The following is an 18,373-nucleotide window of genomic DNA, read 5'->3' as shown; positions in this document are numbered from 1 at the left end:
TCCGGACCGGAGACGGGCCACCCGCGGTGAGCCCGCGTCAGGAGACGCGCCGGGTCAGCCGGATCCGCGAGCGGGTGAACGCCGCCGTGATCAGCCCGGCCACCACCGGCAGGACGAGCGCGGTGAGGGCGATCAGCACCCAGGGCGCGGTGACCGGTGCCGAGCCGCCGTCGAGGCCGCCGGCGGTGCGGACCTTGAGCAGGCTCATCGCCGGGACGAATCCGTTGACCGTGCCCAGGACGGCCCCGAGAGCCGCGATCAGCGCGCACTGCAGTCCGGCCAGGGTGCGGCGGATCCGGGGCGGGGCGCCGACGGCCGCCAGGGTGGCCTGGTCGTGCCTGGAGTCGGCGGCCGCGAGGCCGGTGGCGATGCCGGCCGCGCCGAGGACGACGAGGGCGGCGAACCCGCTGAGCGACAGGGTGACCAGGTCGCTCTTGGGCTGGTAGCCGCGCTCCACCCCGACGCCGGCCATCCGGTCCAGCCGGGCGGCTGCGGCGTCGGCGCGCTGCTGCGCCTTGTCGTCCGGCGGCGTGGCGGGCAGCCAGATGGCACCGGTCGCCTGGGCGGAGAGCCCGAGCCTGTGCACCGTCGCCGGGTTCACCAGGACCTGTCCGTACCGGGCGGCCGACGGGTTGTCGACCAGGACGGCCTCCACGCCGACCTCCTGGACGTCCGGTGCGGGGATCTCGCCGGGCTGCAACGGGGCGCCGCCGCCGCGCAGCTGGAACACGGCCTTGCCGTCGAACAGGTAGGAGGGGTCGAACACGACCGCCTTGCCCGCGGCGAGCGCCTGCTCGGCGGCCGGATCGTGCACGGCGAACAGGTTGTGCAGGACGGCGTCGTCGCCGACGACCAGCCGGCCCTGGCCGGCGAACCGCCTGGTCCGGTCGCCGCCCTTGGGGTGGACGGTGCTGGAGCAGTTGGCGCAGAAGCGGTAGACGGCCTGGTAGAGGTCGCCGCGCGGGCCGAGGTCCGGCAGCTCCTGCTCCATCGTGGCGCGCAGCCTCGGCAGGTCGGGGCTGTCGACGCCGGTGGTCAGGGTGACGGCGCCGTTCGGCGTCTGCGGCCGGTAGTCCTGCCGGGCCTGGGCGTCGGTGCTGGCGGTGTAGACGCCGACCGCGACGGCACCGGCGACGGCGGCCATGACGGCGGCGACGGCGGGTGCGGTCCTGGAACGGTGCCGGGCCGAGTCGCGCAGGGCGAGCCGGGCCGCGATCGGGAGGAAGCGGGCGAGCCGTCCGAAGAGCGAGATCAGTACCGGGGTGCAGGCGAGCAGGCCGAGTTCGGCGCTGACCGAGCCGCCCAGCACGCCGAGCGTCCGGGCGTCGTACCCGCCGGCCACCGGGGTGCCGGGCATGCCGGTGCCGCTGCCCGCGCTGTAGAGCGCGAGCGCGGCGCCGCCGGCCAGCATCACCAGGCCGAGCAGGGTGATCCAGCGGTTCGGCGCGTTGACGGTGTCGCGGCCGGAGAGGCCCGCGGTGACGCTCCGCCGGGCGGCCTGCAGGGCGGGCAGGGCGGCGGCGAGCAGGGCGGTGGCCACGCCGATGCCGGCGATGGCGGCCAGGTCGAGCGGCGCCGGGTCGAAGTGGCCGAAGCGGCTGCCGCCCGCCCGTTCGATCCAGGGCCGCACCAGCGCGACCAGGCCGATCCCGAGGACGACACCCGTCACCGCACCGGCCAGGCCGAGGACGACGCCCGCGCCGAGCACCACCGCGCCCACGTGGGTCCGGTTGCCGCCGGCGGCGGCGAGCAGGGCGAGCTGACGGCGCGAGCGGCGGGCGCCGACCGCGAACGCGGGGCCCGCGAGCAGGGCGACCTCCAGCAGCGCCATGCCGGTGACCGTGGCCACCATGACGGCGGTGGTGGTCCGGGCGGAGGTCTCGGCGTACCGGGGGCCGTCCCGGTAGTAGGGGACGGCCGAGCGGTCCGGCGGGTCGAGGGCGACGGAGCGGGAGGTGACGGTGTAGCCGTACGCGTTGAACTCCCGCACCTTGGCCCAGTCGATCACCGCCCCGGCGGGGAGCCGGACCAGCCAGGCGTCCGTGCTCACCGGCTTCTCGTCCGCCGACCCGATACCGGCCACGGGCCTGTCCCTGTCCCGGGCCTCGGCCAGCGGGGCGATCAGCTCCCCGGGGCGGGCGACGAGTTCGACCTTCCTGAGGTCGCCCGGGTGTTCGACCACGCCGGTGATGGTGAAGGGGGTGCGGTCCAGCCCCTTGACCGCGGTCGTCCCGCCGAGCCGCAGCCCGGACCGTTCGAGGAAGGCCCGGGTGGCGGCCGCCTCGTGCGGGGCGCCGGGGGCGCGGCCGTCGACCACATCGAGCCGCCCGGCCCAGACCGGGTCGGTGAGGTCGGCCTCGGCGGTGTCGGTGCGGAGCAGGCCCTCGCGGGAGCCGGCGCTGGCCTCGGGGCCCGGCCGGGCCGCCGTGAGGACGCTGCCCTGGGGCAGCAACGAGGCCACCAGCGTGGCGGGTTCGACGGCCGCGCCCTTGGTCTCCTCGGGCGTGGCGGGCTTCCCGGGGGTGGCGGTGCGGGTGAGGGTGCCGTCGTCGGCGAACGGGGCCTGCTCGACGGTGCGGCCCGGGGCGAGGGCGCTGATCAGGGCGTCGGAGCCGCCCATCACCCGCTCGACGCGCTCGGCCGGGGTGAGCTGTCCGCTGCGGTGGACGATGTCGGCGCCGGTGACGCCGAGGACGGGCAGGGCGACCATGGCGACGACGAGGGCGCTGCGGCCCTTGGCGCGCAGGGCGTCGCGGCGGGCGATGCGCAGGGCGACCCGCCAGGCGCTGAGCTTCACCGGGCCACCTCCGGGTGGCCGGCGCCGAGGTCGCGGAGCGTCCCGTCGGGGCGGCGGGTGCGCTCCTCGACGATCCGTCCGTCGCGCAGGAGGACGACGCGGTCGGCCCAGCCGGCGTGGGCCGGTTCATGGGTGACCATCATGGCGGCGGCCCCGGCGTCGCAGCGGGCCCGCAGGACGGCGAGGACGGACTCGCCGGTGGCGGAGTCGAGCGCGCCGGTGGGCTCGTCGGCCAGCAGCAGCCGGCGTTCGCCGATCAGTGCGCGGGCGATGGCGACGCGCTGCTGCTGGCCGCCGGACATGTCGTCGGGGAAGCGGTCGGCGAGCTCCGGGATGCCCATCTCCTCCAGAGCGGCGAGGGCCTCGCGGCGGGCGGCGCGGCCGGAGACACCGTCCAGTTCGCGCGGCAGCGAGATGTTCTCGGCGGCGGTGAGGGCCGGGATCAGGTTGTAGTCCTGGAAGACGTAGCCGATCGAGCGGCGCCGGACGGCGGAGAGCCGCCCCCGGCTGAGCCCGCCGAGCGGGGAGCCCTCGACGAGCACCTGGCCGGCGCTCGGGGCGTCCAGGCCGCCCGCCAGGGTCAGCAGGGTGGACTTGCCGGACCCGGAAGGGCCCATCACGGCGACGAACTCTCCGGCGTGCACGGTGAGTTCGACCCCGCGCAGCGCGTGCACTTCGGACGCGCCCTGCCCGTGGACCCGGGTGACGTTCTGCAGACGCAGGACGGCCTGGCCGGCGGTCCTGATCGGATCGGTGCGGGACACACTTTCCCCCTCATTGAGCTGTTCAGCTGCATATGCAGGTGAACTATATATGCAGGGCGACGACCGCTCGTGCCGTCGGGGTGGCAGAAAATGTGTCCGATTCCGCTGGAACCGCAGGTGACCACCGCCCGACTGGTGGACCGGGCACCGCCGGGCGACGGCCCGTCCGACCCACCAGCCCCGCCTGTCCCACCCGCTCCACCTGCTCCGTCCGACTCTGTCCGCCACAAGGAGTGCACGCGCATGTGCGGAATCACCGGCTGGGTGTCCTTTCATCAGGACGTCCGCCACAGCGCCCCCGTCATCGAGGCGATGACCGCGACCATGGCCCTGCGCGGGCCCGACGCCGGCGGGATCTGGCTCGGTGCCCACGCCGCGCTCGGTCACCGCCGCCTCGCCGTCATCGACATCGACGGCGGCGCCCAGCCCATGGCCGACCGCCAGGAAAACCCGGGCGTGGTGCTGACCTACAGCGGCGAGGTCTACAACCACCACCAGCTCCGCGCCGAACTCCGCGCCAGGGGACACCGGTTCGAGACCCGCAGTGACACCGAGGTGGTGCTGCGCGCCTACCAGGAGTGGGGCGACGCCCTGGTCGACCGGCTGGAGGGCATGTACGCCTTCGCGATCTGGGACGAGCGCGCCGAGCGGCTGCTGCTGGTCCGCGACCGGCTCGGCGTCAAGCCGCTGTTCTGGACCGCCGTCGGCGGCGGACTCGCCTTCGGCTCCGAGCCCAAGGCCCTGTTCGCCCACCCCGAGGTCACCCCCGCCGTCGACGCGGACGGCCTGCGCGAGGCCTACAGCCTGCTGTTCAACACCGGGCCCACGGTCTGGGCCGGCGTCCGCGAGGTGCACCCCGGCGGCCTGCTCGTACTCGACCGGGACGGCATCCGCGAGCGCCGCTACTGGGAGCTCCAGGCCCGCCCGCACGCCGACGACCTGGACACCACCGTCGAGCGGGTGCGCTCGCTGGTCAACCGCGCCGCCCGCGCCCAGCTGGAGGCGGACGTCCCGCTCTGCAGCCTGCTCTCCGGCGGCCTCGACTCCACCGTCGTCACCGCGCTCGTCGCCGACGAACTCCGGCTGTCCGAAGGCCCGCAGGCCAAGCTGCGCTCCTACGCCGTCGACTACAGCGACCAGGCCGAGCAGTTCACCGGCGACGTGCTGCGCACCGGCCACGACACCCCGTACGCCGCCGAGGCCGGCGCCTTCATCGGCAGCGACCACTCCACCGTGGTCCTCGACCCGCGCACCCTGCTCGACATCGAGAACCGCCGGGCCGTGGTCGTCTCCCGTGACTCGCCGATCGGCGTCGGCGACATGGACACCTCGCTCTACCTGCTGTTCGGCGAGATCCGCAAGCACTCCACCGTCGCCCTCTCCGGCGAGGCCGCGGACGAGGTGTTCGGCGGCTACCCGTGGTTCCACAACCCCAAGGCACTCGCCGCGCAGACCTTCCCGTGGCTGCTGGTCACCGGCGACGAGGCCGCCATGCCGATCAACCCCGACCTCGCCGCCCACCTGCGGATCGGCGAGTTCCGCGACGACACCTACCGCACCTCGCTGGCCGCCGTCCCGCACCTGGACGGCGAGAGCGCCGCCGAGCACCGCCAGCGCGAGATGCAGCACCTCTCGCTGACCCGCTGGCTGCGCCAGCTGCTGCACCGCAAGGACCGCCTCTCGATGGCCCAGGGGCTGGAGGTCCGCGTCCCCTACTGCGACCACCGGCTGGTCGAGTACGCCTTCAACGCCCCCTGGTCGATGAAGAGTTACGACGGCCGGGAGAAGAGCCTGCTGCGCGCCACCGGTCAGGGCCTGGCCCCCGACTCGGTGCTGTGGCGGCCCAAGAACCACTACCCGGCGACCCACCACGCCGACTACAACAGCGGCCTTCAGCGGCTCGCCCGGGAGGCACTCGACGCGCCGCACGTCCGCGACATCGCCGACGAGACCGTCATCAAGGCCAGCCTCGACACCCCGGCCGACCAGTTGGAGTGGGGCCACCGGCTGCGGCTGGAGCGGGTGGTGGACCTCGCGCTCTGGCTCGACCACCACCGCCCCGCGCTCGCCCTCTGAGGCCTGCCGCCCGCGCCGCCCGCTCCCGCCCCGGACACCCCCGGGCCGGGAGCGGGCCCCGTTCCACCCGCTTTCGCCCAGGTCCCGGTCAAGATTCTACAAAGCTGTAGAGACCCGTTCGGCGGAGGGGCTATGCTTCTCAAGGTTTGACAGAAGACGAAGAAGGCACCTCGTTCGGTGAGGCGTCCTCACGGACACAGGCCACTGACCCGACGACGTCGAGAGACGCCCAGGTTCAGGACAGATCCTCCCGACTTAAGGGTTGATCCCAAGTGGCTTCCCCGCCAAGGGGATTACGCCGTGAAGTGCCAAAGCTCTGACGAGTAGGGGTGTGCCGGCCCGGCGGGTCGGCCCGCTCCTTGCCGTGTCGATCCGGCGCACCCGTGGTGCGTCGCCGGCCGGGAGGAGGCGAGAGACATGGACAGTAGTAGTCCGGGCCACAGTCGCCCCGGCCCCCGCCTGCTTTCGCTCACCCCCGGCACGCGGTAACAACCTCCCCCGCGCGTACTCCTGACGCACCGTCATGCCCCGCCGCCCCCGGCCCGGCCGTGACGCGCGTCCGGCGTGCCGCCATGCCCGCCCGGCCCTTTGCCGCCGCGGGCCGCGGTGCCGTGCGCCCGCAGGGGGGATCGCTGCTGCGCGCCCCCGACCGGCCCCCTCGCAGAGAAGGGGTCAGGGAGGCACGTCATGACGAACGTGATGCTCGACCCCGAGGTTCCCACGCCGCGTGCGGCCGTACTGGACGACGCCCACCTGGGCGACATCAAGGGTGCCCTCGGCACCATCCGCCTCGACGACGACACCCCGCGCCACGGGCTCTCCGCCCGGCTCAGGACGCTGCTCGCGGTCATTGGTCCCGGCCTGATCGTGATGGTCGGCGACAACGACGCCGGCGCCTTCGCCACCTACGGTCAGGCCGGCCAGAACTACGGCACCCACCTGCTGTGGACGCTGCTGCTGCTCGTCCCCGTCCTCTACGTGAACCAGGAGATGGTGCTCCGCCTGGGCGCCGTCACCGGGGTGGGCCACGCCCGGCTGATCCTGGAACGGTTCGGCAGGTTCTGGGGCGCCTTCTCGGTGATCGACCTGCTGCTGCTGAACGCGCTGACGCTGGTCACCGAGTTCATCGGCATCACGCTCGCGGCCGGCTACCTCGGACTGCCCAAGGCCCTGGCCGTCGTGCTGGCCGCCGCGGTCATCATCGCCTCCGCGTTCACCGGCTCGTTCCGGCGCTTCGAGCGGATCGCCATCGCCCTGTGCGCAGGCTCGCTGCTGCTGGTACCGGTCTACTTCCTGATCCACCCGTCGGCGACGCGGATGGCCCGTGACTTCGTCGTGCCGAACCTGCCGGGCGGCGCCGGGCAGTTGTCCACCGTGATGTTGCTGATCATCGGCATCGTCGGGACCACGGTGGCCCCCTGGCAGCTGTTCTTCCAGCAGTCGTACGTCATCGACAAGCGGATCACCCCGCGCTTCATGGCCTACGAGAAGGTCGACCTGTGGATCGGCATCGTCGTCGTGGTCGTCGGCGCCGCCGCGATGACGGGCTTCACCGCCGCGGCCTTCGCGGGCACCGACGGCTTCGGGCAGTTCACCGACGCGGCGGGCATCGCGCACGGCCTGGCCGCGAAGGCGGGCGAACTCGCCGGGGTGCTCTTCGCGATCGCGCTGCTGGACGCCTCGATCATCGGGGCCTTCGCGGTCTCGCTCTCCACCGCGTACGCGGTCGGCGACGTGCTCGGCGTGAAGCACTCGCTGCACCGGGGCGTGGGCGGGGCCAAGGGCTTCTACGCCGTCTACGCGGGCCTGGTGACGGTGGCCGCCACCATCGTGCTGATCCCCGGCTCCCCGCTCGGTCTGCTCACCGAGGGCGTCCAGACCCTGGCCGGCGTGCTGCTGCCGTCCGCCTCGGTCTTCCTGCTGCTGCTCTGCAACGACAAGGACGTCCTCGGCCCCTGGGTCAACGGGCCCCGGACCAACGCCTTCACGGCGGCGGTGGTCGGCGTCCTGGTCACCCTCTCGGTGGTCCTGACCGCGGCCGTGCTCTTCCCGGACATCAGCGCCGACACCATCCTCACCGTCATGGCGGTCTGCGGCGTCCTCGGGGTGTCGGCCGCCGGGTACTCCTTCGTCCGCCGGCGCACCGGCACCGAGAAGGACCGCATCGACCGCACCGGGCGGGAGAACTGGCGGATGCCGCCGCTGGAGACCCTCGCCCGGCCCACGGTCTCCACCGCCTACAGGATCGGCATGGGCGCGCTGCGCGGCTACCTGCTGGTCGCGATGGTCCTGGTCGTCGTCAAGATCGTCCAGGTCGCGCTCAACCACTGAGCCGCCGAGCCTCCGGACTCGCCCCGACCGACCTGCGGGCCCGCCCGGTGCTCGCCTGACCGGGATCCCGGGCCGACGGGCGTAGAACGGAGTACCCGCGATCATCGAAGCGCACCACTGGAGGACACAGGGTGAAGACCGACCGCCGCCACGGCCCGCTGGTACCGATGCTGCTGGTGCTCACCGTCGTCACCGGGCTGGTGGACGCGGTCAGTTACCTCGAACTCGGCCATGTCTTCGTCGCCAACATGACCGGGAACGTGGTCTTCCTCGGCTTCGCCCTGGCCGGCGCGGCCGGGCTCTCCGCCACCGCCTCGCTGGCCGCCCTGGCGGCCTTCCTGGTGGGCGCGTTCGCCGGTGGCCGGCTCTGCGAGCGGCTGCCCGGTCACCGGGGAAGGCTGCTCGTCGCCTCGGCCGTGATCCAGGCGGTCCTGCTGGCGGGCAGCACCGCCCTGGCGGCCGTGGCCGGCCACACCACCGACGCGGCCCGGTACGGCCTGATCGGCCTGCTCGGCTTCGCGATGGGCCTGCAGAACGCCGTCGTGCGCTTCCTCAAGGTCCCCGACCTCACCACCACCGTGCTGACCATGACCCTGACCGGCCTGGCCGCCGACCGCGTGGGCGCCCGCCGCCTCGCCTCGGCCGTCTGGATGTTCGCCGGCGCCCTGCTCGGCGCCCTGCTGGTCTTCCACGCCACCGTCACCACCGCGCTGGCCGTGGCGCTCGCCCTGCTGATCGCGGTCGCCGCCGCCACCCACCGTGCCGCCACCCCCGCCCCCGGCGGGCCCACCCCGGCCTGGACCCGCCCGGGGGGCGCCGGGGACAAGCCCTGAGACGTGTCCGACGGTCGGACGCCGTCAGAACCCGCCGGTGTCGAGGCTGAGGCCGAAGGGCTCCGGCAGGTGCACGGGAGTCCCGAACGGGTGCGGCCCCTCCACGTGCGTGTAGCCGAGCTTCCCGGGCTGGGAGAACAGCGTGCAATCGCGTTCCTGGCGGTCCACCAGCAGGTACACGGGCGCCCCGTACTGCGAGTGCCGGCGGCGTTTGGCCGTACGGCCGGTGTCACCGTTCGACGGTGACGTGACCTCGACGACCTGCTCCACCGTGCGGTGCGAGATCTCCGCGAACGCCCTGACCCAGTCGACGAGTTCGGCCGGCGGCTCAAGGGTGGGGCGGCGGCTCGCGGCTGCGGGTGAATCGGCCATGGGCGCAGCTCAGCCCTCCTGAGGGCCGCCCGGGCTGCGGCTGCCGCGGCCGCTCCAGAGCGGTTCCAGGCGGGCCCAGGACCGCTGCCACTCCTGGTCGGCCCGCCGGTCGAGGGCGCGCAGCCGCAGTGCGAGGCCGCCGCCGAGCGCGGCGGCGAGGGCGGCGAAGCCGGAGAGGCCGGTGCAGACCGCCTCGACCGCGACGCCGACCCGGGTGGCCGGGGGGTCGGCCCGTCCGCCGTCGTCGTCCACCCAGACGGTGACGGTGGACCCGGCGGTGGCGGAGCGGGGCGCCTCGGCCCGGCCGGTGTGCTGCTGCCCGTCGGGGTACGTCCAGGAGACGGTGACGTCGGCCCGGCTCTCGTAGCCGCCCGCCCAGCGGCTGTTCGCGGCGTTGCCGGGCCGGGCCGCGGTGAGCAGGACGGCGTCGACCCGGTGCAGCCGGGCGCGGTCCGCCGAGGCGTCATGGTCGGCGGCGTGGAAGGAGAGCAGCGCGGCGCCGACGGCGGCGGACAGCGCGAGGAGCAGGCCCAGGAGCGCCGCGGCCCACGCCCGGCTGCGGGACCGGTCCAGCGGTCGGACGAGCGGATCGCGGCGGGCGCCGAGGGCCCGTCGCAGGTGCCGGCCCGCCCGCCGCGGCAGCGACGCGGCCCGGGTCGGGCGGGGTGTGCTGGACACGATGCGTGCTCCTCCGGGGTGTTCGCCGGGCTTCGGCATCCAATCTCTCTCCGCTCCCGGTCCGCGCACAAGGGCTGAGCGGACCGTACCGGCCGGTCCCGTACCGGGACCGGCGGCCTGACGACAGGGACGTTCGGCCCTCGGCGGGGGAGGGGGTGGCAGGGCAGGCTGGTCCCGGCCGCGTCCTCTTGTTGCCGGGACGCGGCGAGGTCCGGCCTGCTGTGGGGGCTCGCCGGGCCGCGGTGTGGAGCAGGGGACGGACGTGGGGCCGTCCCCTGCTCACGCATGTCCCGCCCGGCCCGGCCGCTCCCGTGCGTCAGCGCCCAGCCGGCCCTGATCGCCTCCTGACCGCCTCCTGATCGATGTTCGAGCAGCTCAGCGGACTATTCTCGCCAGCTATACACTCGAAGTATACGTCTGGTGTATGGTCAGCTCATGAGTGTTCCTTTGACCCTTCTGGGCCTGCTGGAGCGAGAGCCGAGCCATGGCTACGACCTCAAGCGCGACTACGACGCCTTCTTCGGGCGGGGCAAGCCCCTGCCGTACGGCCAGGTCTATGCCACGCTCGGCCGACTGGCCCGGGACGGCAAGGTCGTGCCCGCCGAGGCGGAGCCCGGTGACGGTCCCGACCGCAAGCGCTACGTCATCACCGAAGCCGGGGTGACGGAGTTCGAGACCTGGCTCACCGAGCCGGTGTCGCCCGAGCCCAATCTTCAGACGGTGCTCTTCACCAAGGTCGTCCTGGCCCTGATGCTCGGCCGCGACGCCGAGCTGTACCTCGACACCCAGCGCGCCGCCCACCTGCGGCGGATGCGCGAGCTGACCGAACTGCGGCGCACGGGCGCGCTCGTCGACGCCCTGCTCGCCGACCACGGACTGTTCCACCTGGAGGCCGACCTGCGCTGGATCGACCTGACCACCGCCCGGCTGGACGCGCTCGCCGAGGCGGTGCGGTCATGACCCACCTGATCGAGGCCCGCGACATCGAACTCGCCTTCGGCGAGACGCCCGCCCTGCGCGGCGCCGGTCTGGCCGTCGACGCCGGCGAGGTGCTCGCCATCATGGGCCCGAGCGGCTCCGGCAAGTCGACGTTACTGCACTGCCTGGCAGGCATCCTCGTCCCCGACGCGGGGGAGGTCCACTTCGACGGGCAGCGGATCGACACCATGAACGAGGCCCAGCGCAGCGCCCTGCGGCGCGACCGGTTCGGTTTCGTCTTCCAGTTCGGCCAGCTCGTCCCCGAGTTGACGGCCGAGGAGAACGTGGCCCTGCCGCTGCTGCTCGGCGGCACCCGCCGTACGGCGGCCCTCGCCGAGGCCCGGCCCTGGTTCGCCCGGCTCGGCCTGGACGGCCTGGAGCGGCGCCGCTCCGGCGAGCTGTCGGGCGGTCAGGCGCAGCGGGTCGCGCTCGCCCGCGGCCTGGTCGCCCGCCCGCAGGTGCTCTTCGCCGACGAGCCGACCGGCGCGCTGGACTCGCTCACCGGCGAGCAGGTGATGGAGCTGATGGTCGGCGCCGCCCGCGAACAGGGCACCACCGTCATCCTGGTCACCCACGAGCCCCGGGTCGCCGCCTACGCCGACCGCGAGGCGATCGTCCGGGACGGGAAGGCCACCTCGCTCTCGGCCGGACGGGTCGCCTCGTGATCGAGTTCGCGCTCCGCCTCGCCGTCAGCGGAGGCCGGGAGGCCATCGCCCGGCTGATCGTCATCGCCGCCGCCGTGGCCATCGGCGTCGGCATGCTGCTCTCCACGCTCGCCAGCATCAACGCCGTCGACAAGGCCAACGACCGGGTGCTCTGGTACAACACCGGGGCGGCCGCCCGCACCGAGACGGCGGCGGTGGACCCGCTCTGGTGGCGGACCCACGCCGACTACTACGACGGCGTCAGGCTCTTCGAGGTGGACGTCGCCGCCACCGGGCCGACCGCGCCCGTCCCGCCGGGCCTGGCCGCGGTGCCGGCACCCGGCGAGTACTACGCCTCGCCGGCCCTCGCCAAGCTGCTGCGCGAGACCCCGGCCGTCGAGCTGGCCGACCGCTTCCCCGGCCGGCTGGCCGGCACCCTCGGTGACGAGGCCCTGCAGTCCCCGGACTCGCTGGTCGCCGTCATCGGCCGCACCCCGGAGGAGGTCAGGGCCCAGCCCGAGGCCAGGACCGTCACCACCATCGCCACCACGCTCCCCGCGGCCTGCGACAACGACTGCCCGGGCGGCGGCGTCCGGGGCGACGCCATGACGCTCATCCTCTCCGTCGTGGCCGGCGCGCTGATCTTCCCGGTGCTCATCTTCATCGGCACCGCGACCCGCCTCTCCGCGGCCACCCGCGAGCAGCGGTTCGCCGCGATGCGTCTGGTCGGCGCCACCCCCCGGCAGGTGTCGGTGATCTCCGCGGTGGAGTCCACGGTGGCCGCCGTCGCCGGGACGGCCGTCGGCTTCGCGCTCTTCTTCCTGCTGCGCCCGGTGGTCGCCACCGTGCCGTTCACCGGAGAACGGTTCTTCACCGGCGACCTGACCCTGACCGCGGTCCAGGTACTGGGGACCGTCCTGGGCGTCCCGGTGGCGGCGGCGGTCGCGGCCCGGTTCGCGCTGCGCCGGGTGACCATCTCGCCGCTGGGCGTCTCCCGCCGGGTGACCCCGCGTCCGCCCCGGGCCTGGCGGCTGGTCCCGCTGCTGGGCGGCCTCGCCGAACTCGCCTGGTTCGTCGACCGCCGCCCGGAGACCACCGACGGGCAGACGGCGGCCTACCTCACCGGCTTCCTGGTGGTCATGCTGGGCCTGGTGGTCGCGGGGCCCTGGCTGACCATGGCCGCCGCCCGGGCCGTGGCCCTGCGCACCAGCCGCCCCGCCACGCTGATCGCCGTCCGGCGGCTCGCGGACGACCCCAAGGCGGGCTTCCGCTCGGTCAGCGGCCTGGTCCTCGCCCTCTTCGTCACCACCGCGACCGTCTGCATCATCGGCACCATCAACGAGAACCGGGGCTCGCTGGCCGGTGATCCGCTGACCCGGACCGCGGTGGAGCACGGCGCCATGGTGGACGAACCGCCGATGACGGACGCCGTACCCGACCGCGTCCTGGCGGACGTCCGGGCCGTCCCGGGGGCCGAGGGCCTGGCGGTGGTGCACGCCAACCCGGACAAGATCGCGAAGGACCCGGCGGACCCCCGCCCCTTCGCGCCCGGCCTGGTGCTCTGCTCGGACCTGGCCCGGATTCCGGTGGTCGGCCACTGCCCGGCCGGCGCGAGCGCCGCGGCCATCCCGCTGTACGCGTTCCTCGACCTGCGGTCGCAGGCCGACACGGAGTGGCCCGCCGCGCCGATCACCCCCGAGGCCCTCGGCCGGCTGCCGGTCCAGATGATCTACGCGACCACCGACGGCTCGACGGCGGCCATGGAGCAGACCAGGACCGTCCTCACCCGCGCCTACCCGCACTACATGTCCCGGACGGTCGGCGACTGGGGCTCCGAGCAGCAGCGGCAGATGGCGGGCTGGCGCCAGCTGGCGAACGTGGTGCTGCTCGCCACCCTGCCCATCGCGGGCTGCAGCCTCGCGGTGAGCGTGGTCGCGGGTCTCTCCGACCGCAGGCGGCCGTTCGCGATGCTGCGGCTCACCGGGGCACCGCTGCGGCTGCTGCAACGGGTGATCGGGCTGGAGAGCGCGCTGCCGCTGCTGGTGGTGGCCGCGATCGCGACCGGGACGGGCTTCGGGGCGGCGGCGATGTTCCTCAAGTCGCAGATGAGCTACGACCTGGTCTCCCCGGGCGCGACGTACTTCGTCCTGGTCGTCCTCGGGCTGGTCGCCTCGCTCGGGATCATCGCCTCGACCCTCCCGCTGCTCCGGCGGATCACCGGCCCCGAAGCGGCCCGCAACGGCTGACCGCACCCGCCCGGCCCAAGGCCCCGGGTGTCGCGCCTCCTCACGGGGGGAGGCGCGGCACCCGGGGCTTTTCCGTGTCCGCGCCCCCTCGGCCGGTGACATCTGACGTTCACCTTCCGCCCATTGACCCTGTCGGAACGCCCCTGTTGTAATCCTCTTGGCGATAAGGAACGCCGTTCTGCTATCCCGAACAATCGAGAACAGTAGAGGTGAGTGGCAGTGAAGCTGGGCCGGATCAGCATCAGCGCCGCCCTCGTGGCGGCCGTGGCCGTCGCGGCGGCGACCCCCGCGCAGGCCGCGAGTTGGACGCGGACGTCGCAGTACTACCGGTGGACCGGATTCAACGCGCTGGAGCGCGGACAGGGTGTGGCGACCGACGGTACGTACTTCTACTACGCGGGCCCGGGCGGGATGGTGAAGGCGACCATCTCCAACGACCACGAGGTGGCCTCCTCCACCTTCCCGATCCCGTCGGCGCTCGGTTCCTCGTTCAAGAGCGACCACATCGGCGACCTCGAGTACTACGGCGGCTATGTGATCGCGCCGATCGAGGACGGCAAGAACGGCTACCAGCACCCGGTGCTGGCGCTCTACAACGCGAGCGACCTCAGCTACACCGGCCGCTACCTCCAGCTGCCGCTCGCGCAGATGCCGGGCGGCGTGCCGTGGGTCGCGGTGGACGCCGCGGCGGGCCTGGTCTACACCGCGCCGTGGTCGCAGAACACCGCGGACGGCACCGCCAAGCTGGTCGCCTACAGCCTGTCCGACCTGCTCGGCCTGCCGGCCGGCAGCACCCTGCCGGTGGTGAAGACCGTCACCCTGTCCCAGCCGCTGAGCCGGATCCAGGGCGCGGCCATGTGGCAGGGCAGGCTCTACGCCTCGGTCGACGACAGCGGCAAGTCCGTCTTCTCGATCGACCCGGTCTCCGGCCAGGTCGCCTACGAGTTCCACCAGGACGCCGAGCCGGGTGACGAGGTGCAGGGCATCGCCGCCTGGGACCTCGGCCCGTCGGGCGGCCAGCTGCACATCGTGCACGTCGGCTCCGGCTGGAAGTCGATCTTCCTCTACCTCCAGCACTACACCAAGACCGGCTGATCCACGCGGCAATCCGCATTTCATCGGCAGGTCACCGGCGCGCCGCCGCCACGACCGGGTGGCGCGCCACCATGTTCAGACACGCAGATCAATGTTCGGAATCACAGAACTTGAAAGGCCGGCAGGCATGCCAGACGTGGTACTGGAGCAGATCTCGAAGACCTACCAGGGTGCCAGGGGAGTCCGCCACCAGGCCCTGACCGGGATCGACTTCACCGTGCCCAGCGGCGAGTTCGCCGCCCTGCTCGGCCCGAGCGGCTGCGGCAAGTCCACCACCCTGCGCATCGTGGCCGGCCTGGAACGCGCGGACGGCGGCGACCTCAGGATCGGCGGCCGCTCGGTCACCCGGGTGCCCGCCGCCGAACGCGGGCTGGCGATGGTCTTCCAGAACTACGCGCTCTTCCCGCACCTCTCGGTCGCCGAGAACATCCTCTTCGGCCTCCGGTCCCGTCGGGTGCCGAAGGCCGAGCGGACGGCGCGGCTGGCCGAGGCGGCCCGGCAGCTGCGCCTGGAGGAGCAGCTGAACCGCCGCCCCGCCCAGCTCTCCGGCGGCCAGCGCCAGCGGGTCGCGCTCGGGCGGGCCCTGGTCAGCGGGGCCGAACTCGTCCTGATGGACGAGCCGTTGTCCAACCTGGACGCCCGCCTCCGGGCGGACATGCGCACCGAGCTGCGCGAGCTCCAGCAGCGCCTCGGGCTGACCGTCCTGTACGTCACCCACGACCAGGTCGAGGCGATGACCATGGCCGACCGGGTGATCGTCATGCGGGACGGCGGCATCGACCAGATCGCCGCCCCCGAGGAGCTGTACGCCCGCCCGGCCTCCACCCGGGTCGCGTCCTTCATCGGTTCCCCGCCGATGAACCTGCTCGACGTCCGCCGGGACGGCACCGCGCTGCTGCTCGGCGGTCCCGGCGGGGGCGGCACCGCTGTCGACAGCACCGTCGCCGACAGCACCGCCGCCGACGGTCCCCTCCGGATCGAGGCCGCCGCCCTGCTCAGGGGCCTGCCGGACGGGCTGCCCGAGGAACTGGTCCTCGGCATCCGCCCGGAGGACCTGACGCCGGGCCCGGGCGAGCTGACCCTGCCGGCCGTCCGGATCCGGGACGAACTCCTCGGCGCGGACCGGCTGATCGCCTTCCGGGTCGGCGGCCGCACCGTCCAGGTCAGGGTCCGCGCCGACGAGCACCGCCCCGGCGGCGACCGCCTCGGCGCCCGGTACGCCGCCTGCCACCTCTTCGACCGCCGGACGGGAGCCCGCCTCGACGTCCGCCGGCCGGCCGGCGTCCCGCGCTGAACCCCCGTCTTCCCCTTGCCAGTTCCACCGATCCTCGGCTGTACAGAGCATCAGGAGATACCCGTGTCCCTCTCTCCCCGCACCCGGGCGCTCGCCGCCGCGGCGCTCGCGCTCACCGCGGTCGCCGGCTGTTCCTCCGCCTCCGGCGGCCCGGGCGGTGACGGCGGCAAGGACGGCGCCGTCAGCATCGACTTCTACTACCCCGACCAGGTCGGTACCCTCAGCGCGCTGATCGACGGCTACCTCAAGGACTTCGCCAAGGAGCACCCCGAGATCAAGGTCAAGGGCGTCTACTCCGGCGACTACGACCAGACCCTGGCCGCCGTCAACACCGCGATCGACGCCAGGAAGGCGCCCGCACTGGCCATCATGGACCAGTCCTTCATGCACGACCTGGTCGAGCGCAAGGCCGTGACGGCCTGGAACCCCTTCCTGACCAGCGACGCGGACAAGAAGTGGAAGGACGGCTTCTACCCGCAGTTCATGTCCAACTCGGTCGGTGCGGACGGCCAGGTCTGGGGCGTCCCGTTCGCCCGCTCGACCATCGTCCAGTACTGGAACAAGGACTACTTCAAGAAGGCCGGCCTCGACCCCGAGAAGCCGCCGACGAGCTGGGACGAGCTGATCGCCGACGCCAAGGCCGTCCAGAGCGGTGCCGGCGCCAAGTGGGGCCTGTTCGTCCCGACTTCGACCGGTACCGCCTACTGGCTCTACCAGGCGCTGGTCCAGCAGGCCGGCGGCGACGGCGCGCTCAGCGACCGGGCCGGCACCAAGGTCACCGTCAACTCCGACCAGAACGTCAAGGCGCTGGAGTTCTGGGCCTCGCTCGGCGCCCAGAAGATCGCCCCGACCACCGAGGTCGCCTGGGGCACCTCCACCGACGACTTCCTGGCCGGCACCACCGGCATGCTGTGGACGACCTCCGGGCGGATCGGCTCCATCCAGGAGAAGGCCGGGTTCGACTGGGGCGTCTCCGCGCTCCCGGCGGGCGCCGGCAAGGGCGCGCCCACCGGCGGCGGCAGCCTGATGCTGTTCGAGGCGGGGGTCTCCAGGAAGCAGCAGGAGGCCGCGGTCACCCTGGCCAGGTTCCTCACCACGCCGGAGCGGGCCGCGGACGTCTCGATCAAGTCCGGCTACATCGCGACCTCCGAAGCAGCCTGGAACACCGAGGCGATGCAGACCTACCTCAAGCAGCACCCGCAGGCCAGGGCCCCGCACGACGCGGTCGCCGACGCCATCCCCGAGATGGCCACGCCCGACCGCGACCGGGTCGTCTACCAGACCCTGGCACCGGCCCTGCAGGCCGTGCTGCTCAAGGGCGCCGACCCGCGGCAGGCCCTGAACAAGGCCCAGTCCGACATCGACGCCATCCTGAAGACCCACCGGTGAAAGCCCGCACCGCGCCGCGCAGGCTCCCGGACCAGGTGTTCGCGTACGCCCTGCTGGTGCCCGCGTTCGCCTTCCTCGTCCTGTTCACGGTGAAGCCGCTCGTCTCGACGGTCCTCAGCAGCCTGCGGGACCGCCGGGACGAGGGGCCCACCCTGGACAACTACCGCTTCCTCGCCGAGGACGAGGTCTTCCGCAAGGCGCTGGTCAACAACCTGCTGTTCTCGGCGCTGACCGTCCCGGTCTCGCTGGCGCTGGCCATGCTGCTCGCCGTGCTGCTCCAGCGGGCGCTGCGCGGGAAGGCCCTGCTGCGGGCCGGCGTGTTCGCCCCGGCGATCCTGCCGGTGGTCGCGATCGCCGTCATCTGGCTGTACTTCTACCAGCCCAACATCGGCGTGATCAACGAGGTGCTGGGCTGCTTCGGGATCACCGGGCCGGACTGGCTCGGCGACACCGCCCTGGTGCTGCCGTCCCTGATGGCGATGATGGTGTGGAAGGAGGCCGGGTTCTTCATGATCTTCTACCTGGCCGGGCTCCAGGCCATCGATCCCGAGCTGGACGAGGCCTCCCGGCTGGAGGGCACCGGCCGGTTCACGCACTTCCGCCGGGTGACCTTCCCGCTGCTGATGCCGACCACGCTGTTCGCGGCGATCGTGGCGCTCGCCGACAGCATCAAGATGGTCGACTTCGTCTTCGTGATGACCCAGGGCGGCCCGGACAACTCCAGCAACCTCCTCCTCTACTACATCTACCGGGTCACCTTCGCCCAGCACTGGCCGCAGTACGGCGCGGCGATCTCGCTGCTGGTGATCGGCGTCCTGGTCGCCCTGGCCGTCCTGCAGATCCGCCTGCTGGACCGCCGGATCCACTACCGCTAGG

At 73.2% G+C, this 18,373-nt stretch carries 13 protein-coding genes, 1 pseudogene and 1 riboswitch; of the genes and pseudogenes, 10 read left to right on the top strand and 4 right to left on the bottom strand.

The features are described 5' to 3' along the window. Window positions 1–37: 37 nt before the first annotated feature. Both ACIP82_RS04095 and ACIP82_RS04090 read right to left on the bottom strand, forming a co-directional pair. Complete coding sequence (locus ACIP82_RS04095) at window positions 38–2,797, bottom strand: FtsX-like permease family protein (RefSeq protein ID WP_400650613.1); 2,760 nt, start codon at window positions 2,795–2,797, stop codon at window positions 38–40. After that, window positions 2,794–3,561 (bottom strand): ABC transporter ATP-binding protein, encoded by a 768-nt coding sequence (locus tag ACIP82_RS04090; RefSeq protein WP_400650611.1) that lies wholly within the window; start codon window positions 3,559–3,561, stop codon window positions 2,794–2,796. The genes ACIP82_RS04095 and ACIP82_RS04090 overlap by 4 nt, the downstream gene beginning before the upstream one ends. Before the next feature lie 243 nt (window positions 3,562–3,804). Between ACIP82_RS04090 and asnB the strand changes: the two genes are divergently transcribed. From asnB to ACIP82_RS04075, 3 genes are all read left to right on the top strand, one after another. Beyond that, complete coding sequence (gene asnB / locus ACIP82_RS04085) at window positions 3,805–5,637, top strand: asparagine synthase (glutamine-hydrolyzing) (protein WP_363605085.1); 1,833 nt, start codon at window positions 3,805–3,807, stop codon at window positions 5,635–5,637. A 162-nt stretch (window positions 5,638–5,799) separates the two neighbouring features. Then, window positions 5,800–5,973: riboswitch (M-box (ykoK) riboswitch) on the top strand. 351 nt (window positions 5,974–6,324) lie between these two features. Next, complete coding sequence (locus tag ACIP82_RS04080; RefSeq protein ID WP_400650608.1) at window positions 6,325–7,968, top strand: NRAMP family divalent metal transporter; 1,644 nt, start codon at window positions 6,325–6,327, stop codon at window positions 7,966–7,968. A gap of 167 nt (window positions 7,969–8,135) precedes the next feature. Next, entirely contained in the window at window positions 8,136–8,801 is a 666-nt protein-coding gene (locus ACIP82_RS04075; RefSeq protein ID WP_400651138.1) for a YoaK family protein, read from the top strand. 24 nt (window positions 8,802–8,825) lie between these two features. Here the strand turns inward: ACIP82_RS04075 and ACIP82_RS04070 are convergent. Both ACIP82_RS04070 and ACIP82_RS04065 read right to left on the bottom strand, forming a co-directional pair. After that, window positions 8,826–9,065: pseudogene (locus ACIP82_RS04070) on the bottom strand (Uma2 family endonuclease); the annotation flags it as partial. A gap of 117 nt (window positions 9,066–9,182) precedes the next feature. After that, window positions 9,183–9,851 carry a hypothetical protein gene (locus ACIP82_RS04065; protein ID WP_363605081.1) on the bottom strand — a complete coding sequence of 223 codons (669 nt, stop codon included), beginning with the start codon at window positions 9,849–9,851 and terminating at the stop codon, window positions 9,183–9,185. A gap of 435 nt (window positions 9,852–10,286) precedes the next feature. On the opposite strand from ACIP82_RS04065, the gene ACIP82_RS04060 reads away from it, so the two are divergent. From ACIP82_RS04060 to ACIP82_RS04030, 7 genes are all read left to right on the top strand, one after another. Further along, complete coding sequence (locus ACIP82_RS04060; RefSeq protein ID WP_363605080.1) at window positions 10,287–10,811, top strand: PadR family transcriptional regulator; 525 nt, start codon at window positions 10,287–10,289, stop codon at window positions 10,809–10,811. Further along, a complete protein-coding gene (locus tag ACIP82_RS04055) occupies window positions 10,808–11,494 on the top strand; it encodes an ABC transporter ATP-binding protein (protein ID WP_400650604.1) in 687 nt (228 codons plus the stop codon). Before ACIP82_RS04060 ends, ACIP82_RS04055 begins: the two co-directional genes overlap by 4 nt. Further along, a complete protein-coding gene (locus tag ACIP82_RS04050) occupies window positions 11,491–13,719 on the top strand; it encodes an FtsX-like permease family protein (RefSeq protein ID WP_363605077.1) in 2,229 nt (742 codons plus the stop codon). Before ACIP82_RS04055 ends, ACIP82_RS04050 begins: the two co-directional genes overlap by 4 nt. Window positions 13,720–13,932: 213 nt before the next feature. After that, window positions 13,933–14,814: a hypothetical protein gene (locus ACIP82_RS04045; protein WP_400650601.1), complete on the top strand. Its 882-nt coding sequence runs from the start codon at window positions 13,933–13,935 to the stop codon at window positions 14,812–14,814. A 127-nt stretch (window positions 14,815–14,941) separates the two neighbouring features. Next, window positions 14,942–16,108 (top strand): ABC transporter ATP-binding protein, encoded by a 1,167-nt coding sequence (locus ACIP82_RS04040; RefSeq protein ID WP_400650598.1) that lies wholly within the window; start codon window positions 14,942–14,944, stop codon window positions 16,106–16,108. A gap of 63 nt (window positions 16,109–16,171) precedes the next feature. Next, complete coding sequence (locus ACIP82_RS04035; RefSeq protein ID WP_400650596.1) at window positions 16,172–17,497, top strand: ABC transporter substrate-binding protein; 1,326 nt, start codon at window positions 16,172–16,174, stop codon at window positions 17,495–17,497. Beyond that, window positions 17,494–18,372, top strand: coding sequence for a carbohydrate ABC transporter permease (locus ACIP82_RS04030; protein ID WP_400650594.1), 879 nt, complete (start codon window positions 17,494–17,496; stop codon window positions 18,370–18,372). The genes ACIP82_RS04035 and ACIP82_RS04030 overlap by 4 nt, the downstream gene beginning before the upstream one ends. The last annotated feature ends 1 nt before the right edge of the window (window position 18,373 follow it).

This window comes from Kitasatospora sp. NPDC088548, from assembly GCF_044753005.1.
Taxonomy (GTDB): Bacteria; Actinomycetota; Actinomycetes; order Streptomycetales; family Streptomycetaceae; genus Kitasatospora.
This window is presented reverse-complemented; position numbering and strand designations above follow the sequence as displayed.

What these genes read in the sequence shown, in the direction of transcription:
- ACIP82_RS04075 (WP_400651138.1), top strand. Translation starts at nt 8,136, where the DNA reads ATGCTGCTGGTGCTCACCGTCGTCACCGGGCTGGTGGACGCGGTCAGT.
- ACIP82_RS04055 (WP_400650604.1), top strand. Translation starts at nt 10,808, where the DNA reads ATGACCCACCTGATCGAGGCCCGCGACATCGAACTCGCCTTCGGCGAG.
- ACIP82_RS04080 (WP_400650608.1), top strand. Translation starts at nt 6,325, where the DNA reads ATGACGAACGTGATGCTCGACCCCGAGGTTCCCACGCCGCGTGCGGCC.
- ACIP82_RS04060 (WP_363605080.1), top strand. Translation starts at nt 10,287, where the DNA reads ATGAGTGTTCCTTTGACCCTTCTGGGCCTGCTGGAGCGAGAGCCGAGC.
- ACIP82_RS04040 (WP_400650598.1), top strand. Translation starts at nt 14,942, where the DNA reads ATGCCAGACGTGGTACTGGAGCAGATCTCGAAGACCTACCAGGGTGCC.
- asnB (WP_363605085.1), top strand. Translation starts at nt 3,805, where the DNA reads ATGTGCGGAATCACCGGCTGGGTGTCCTTTCATCAGGACGTCCGCCAC.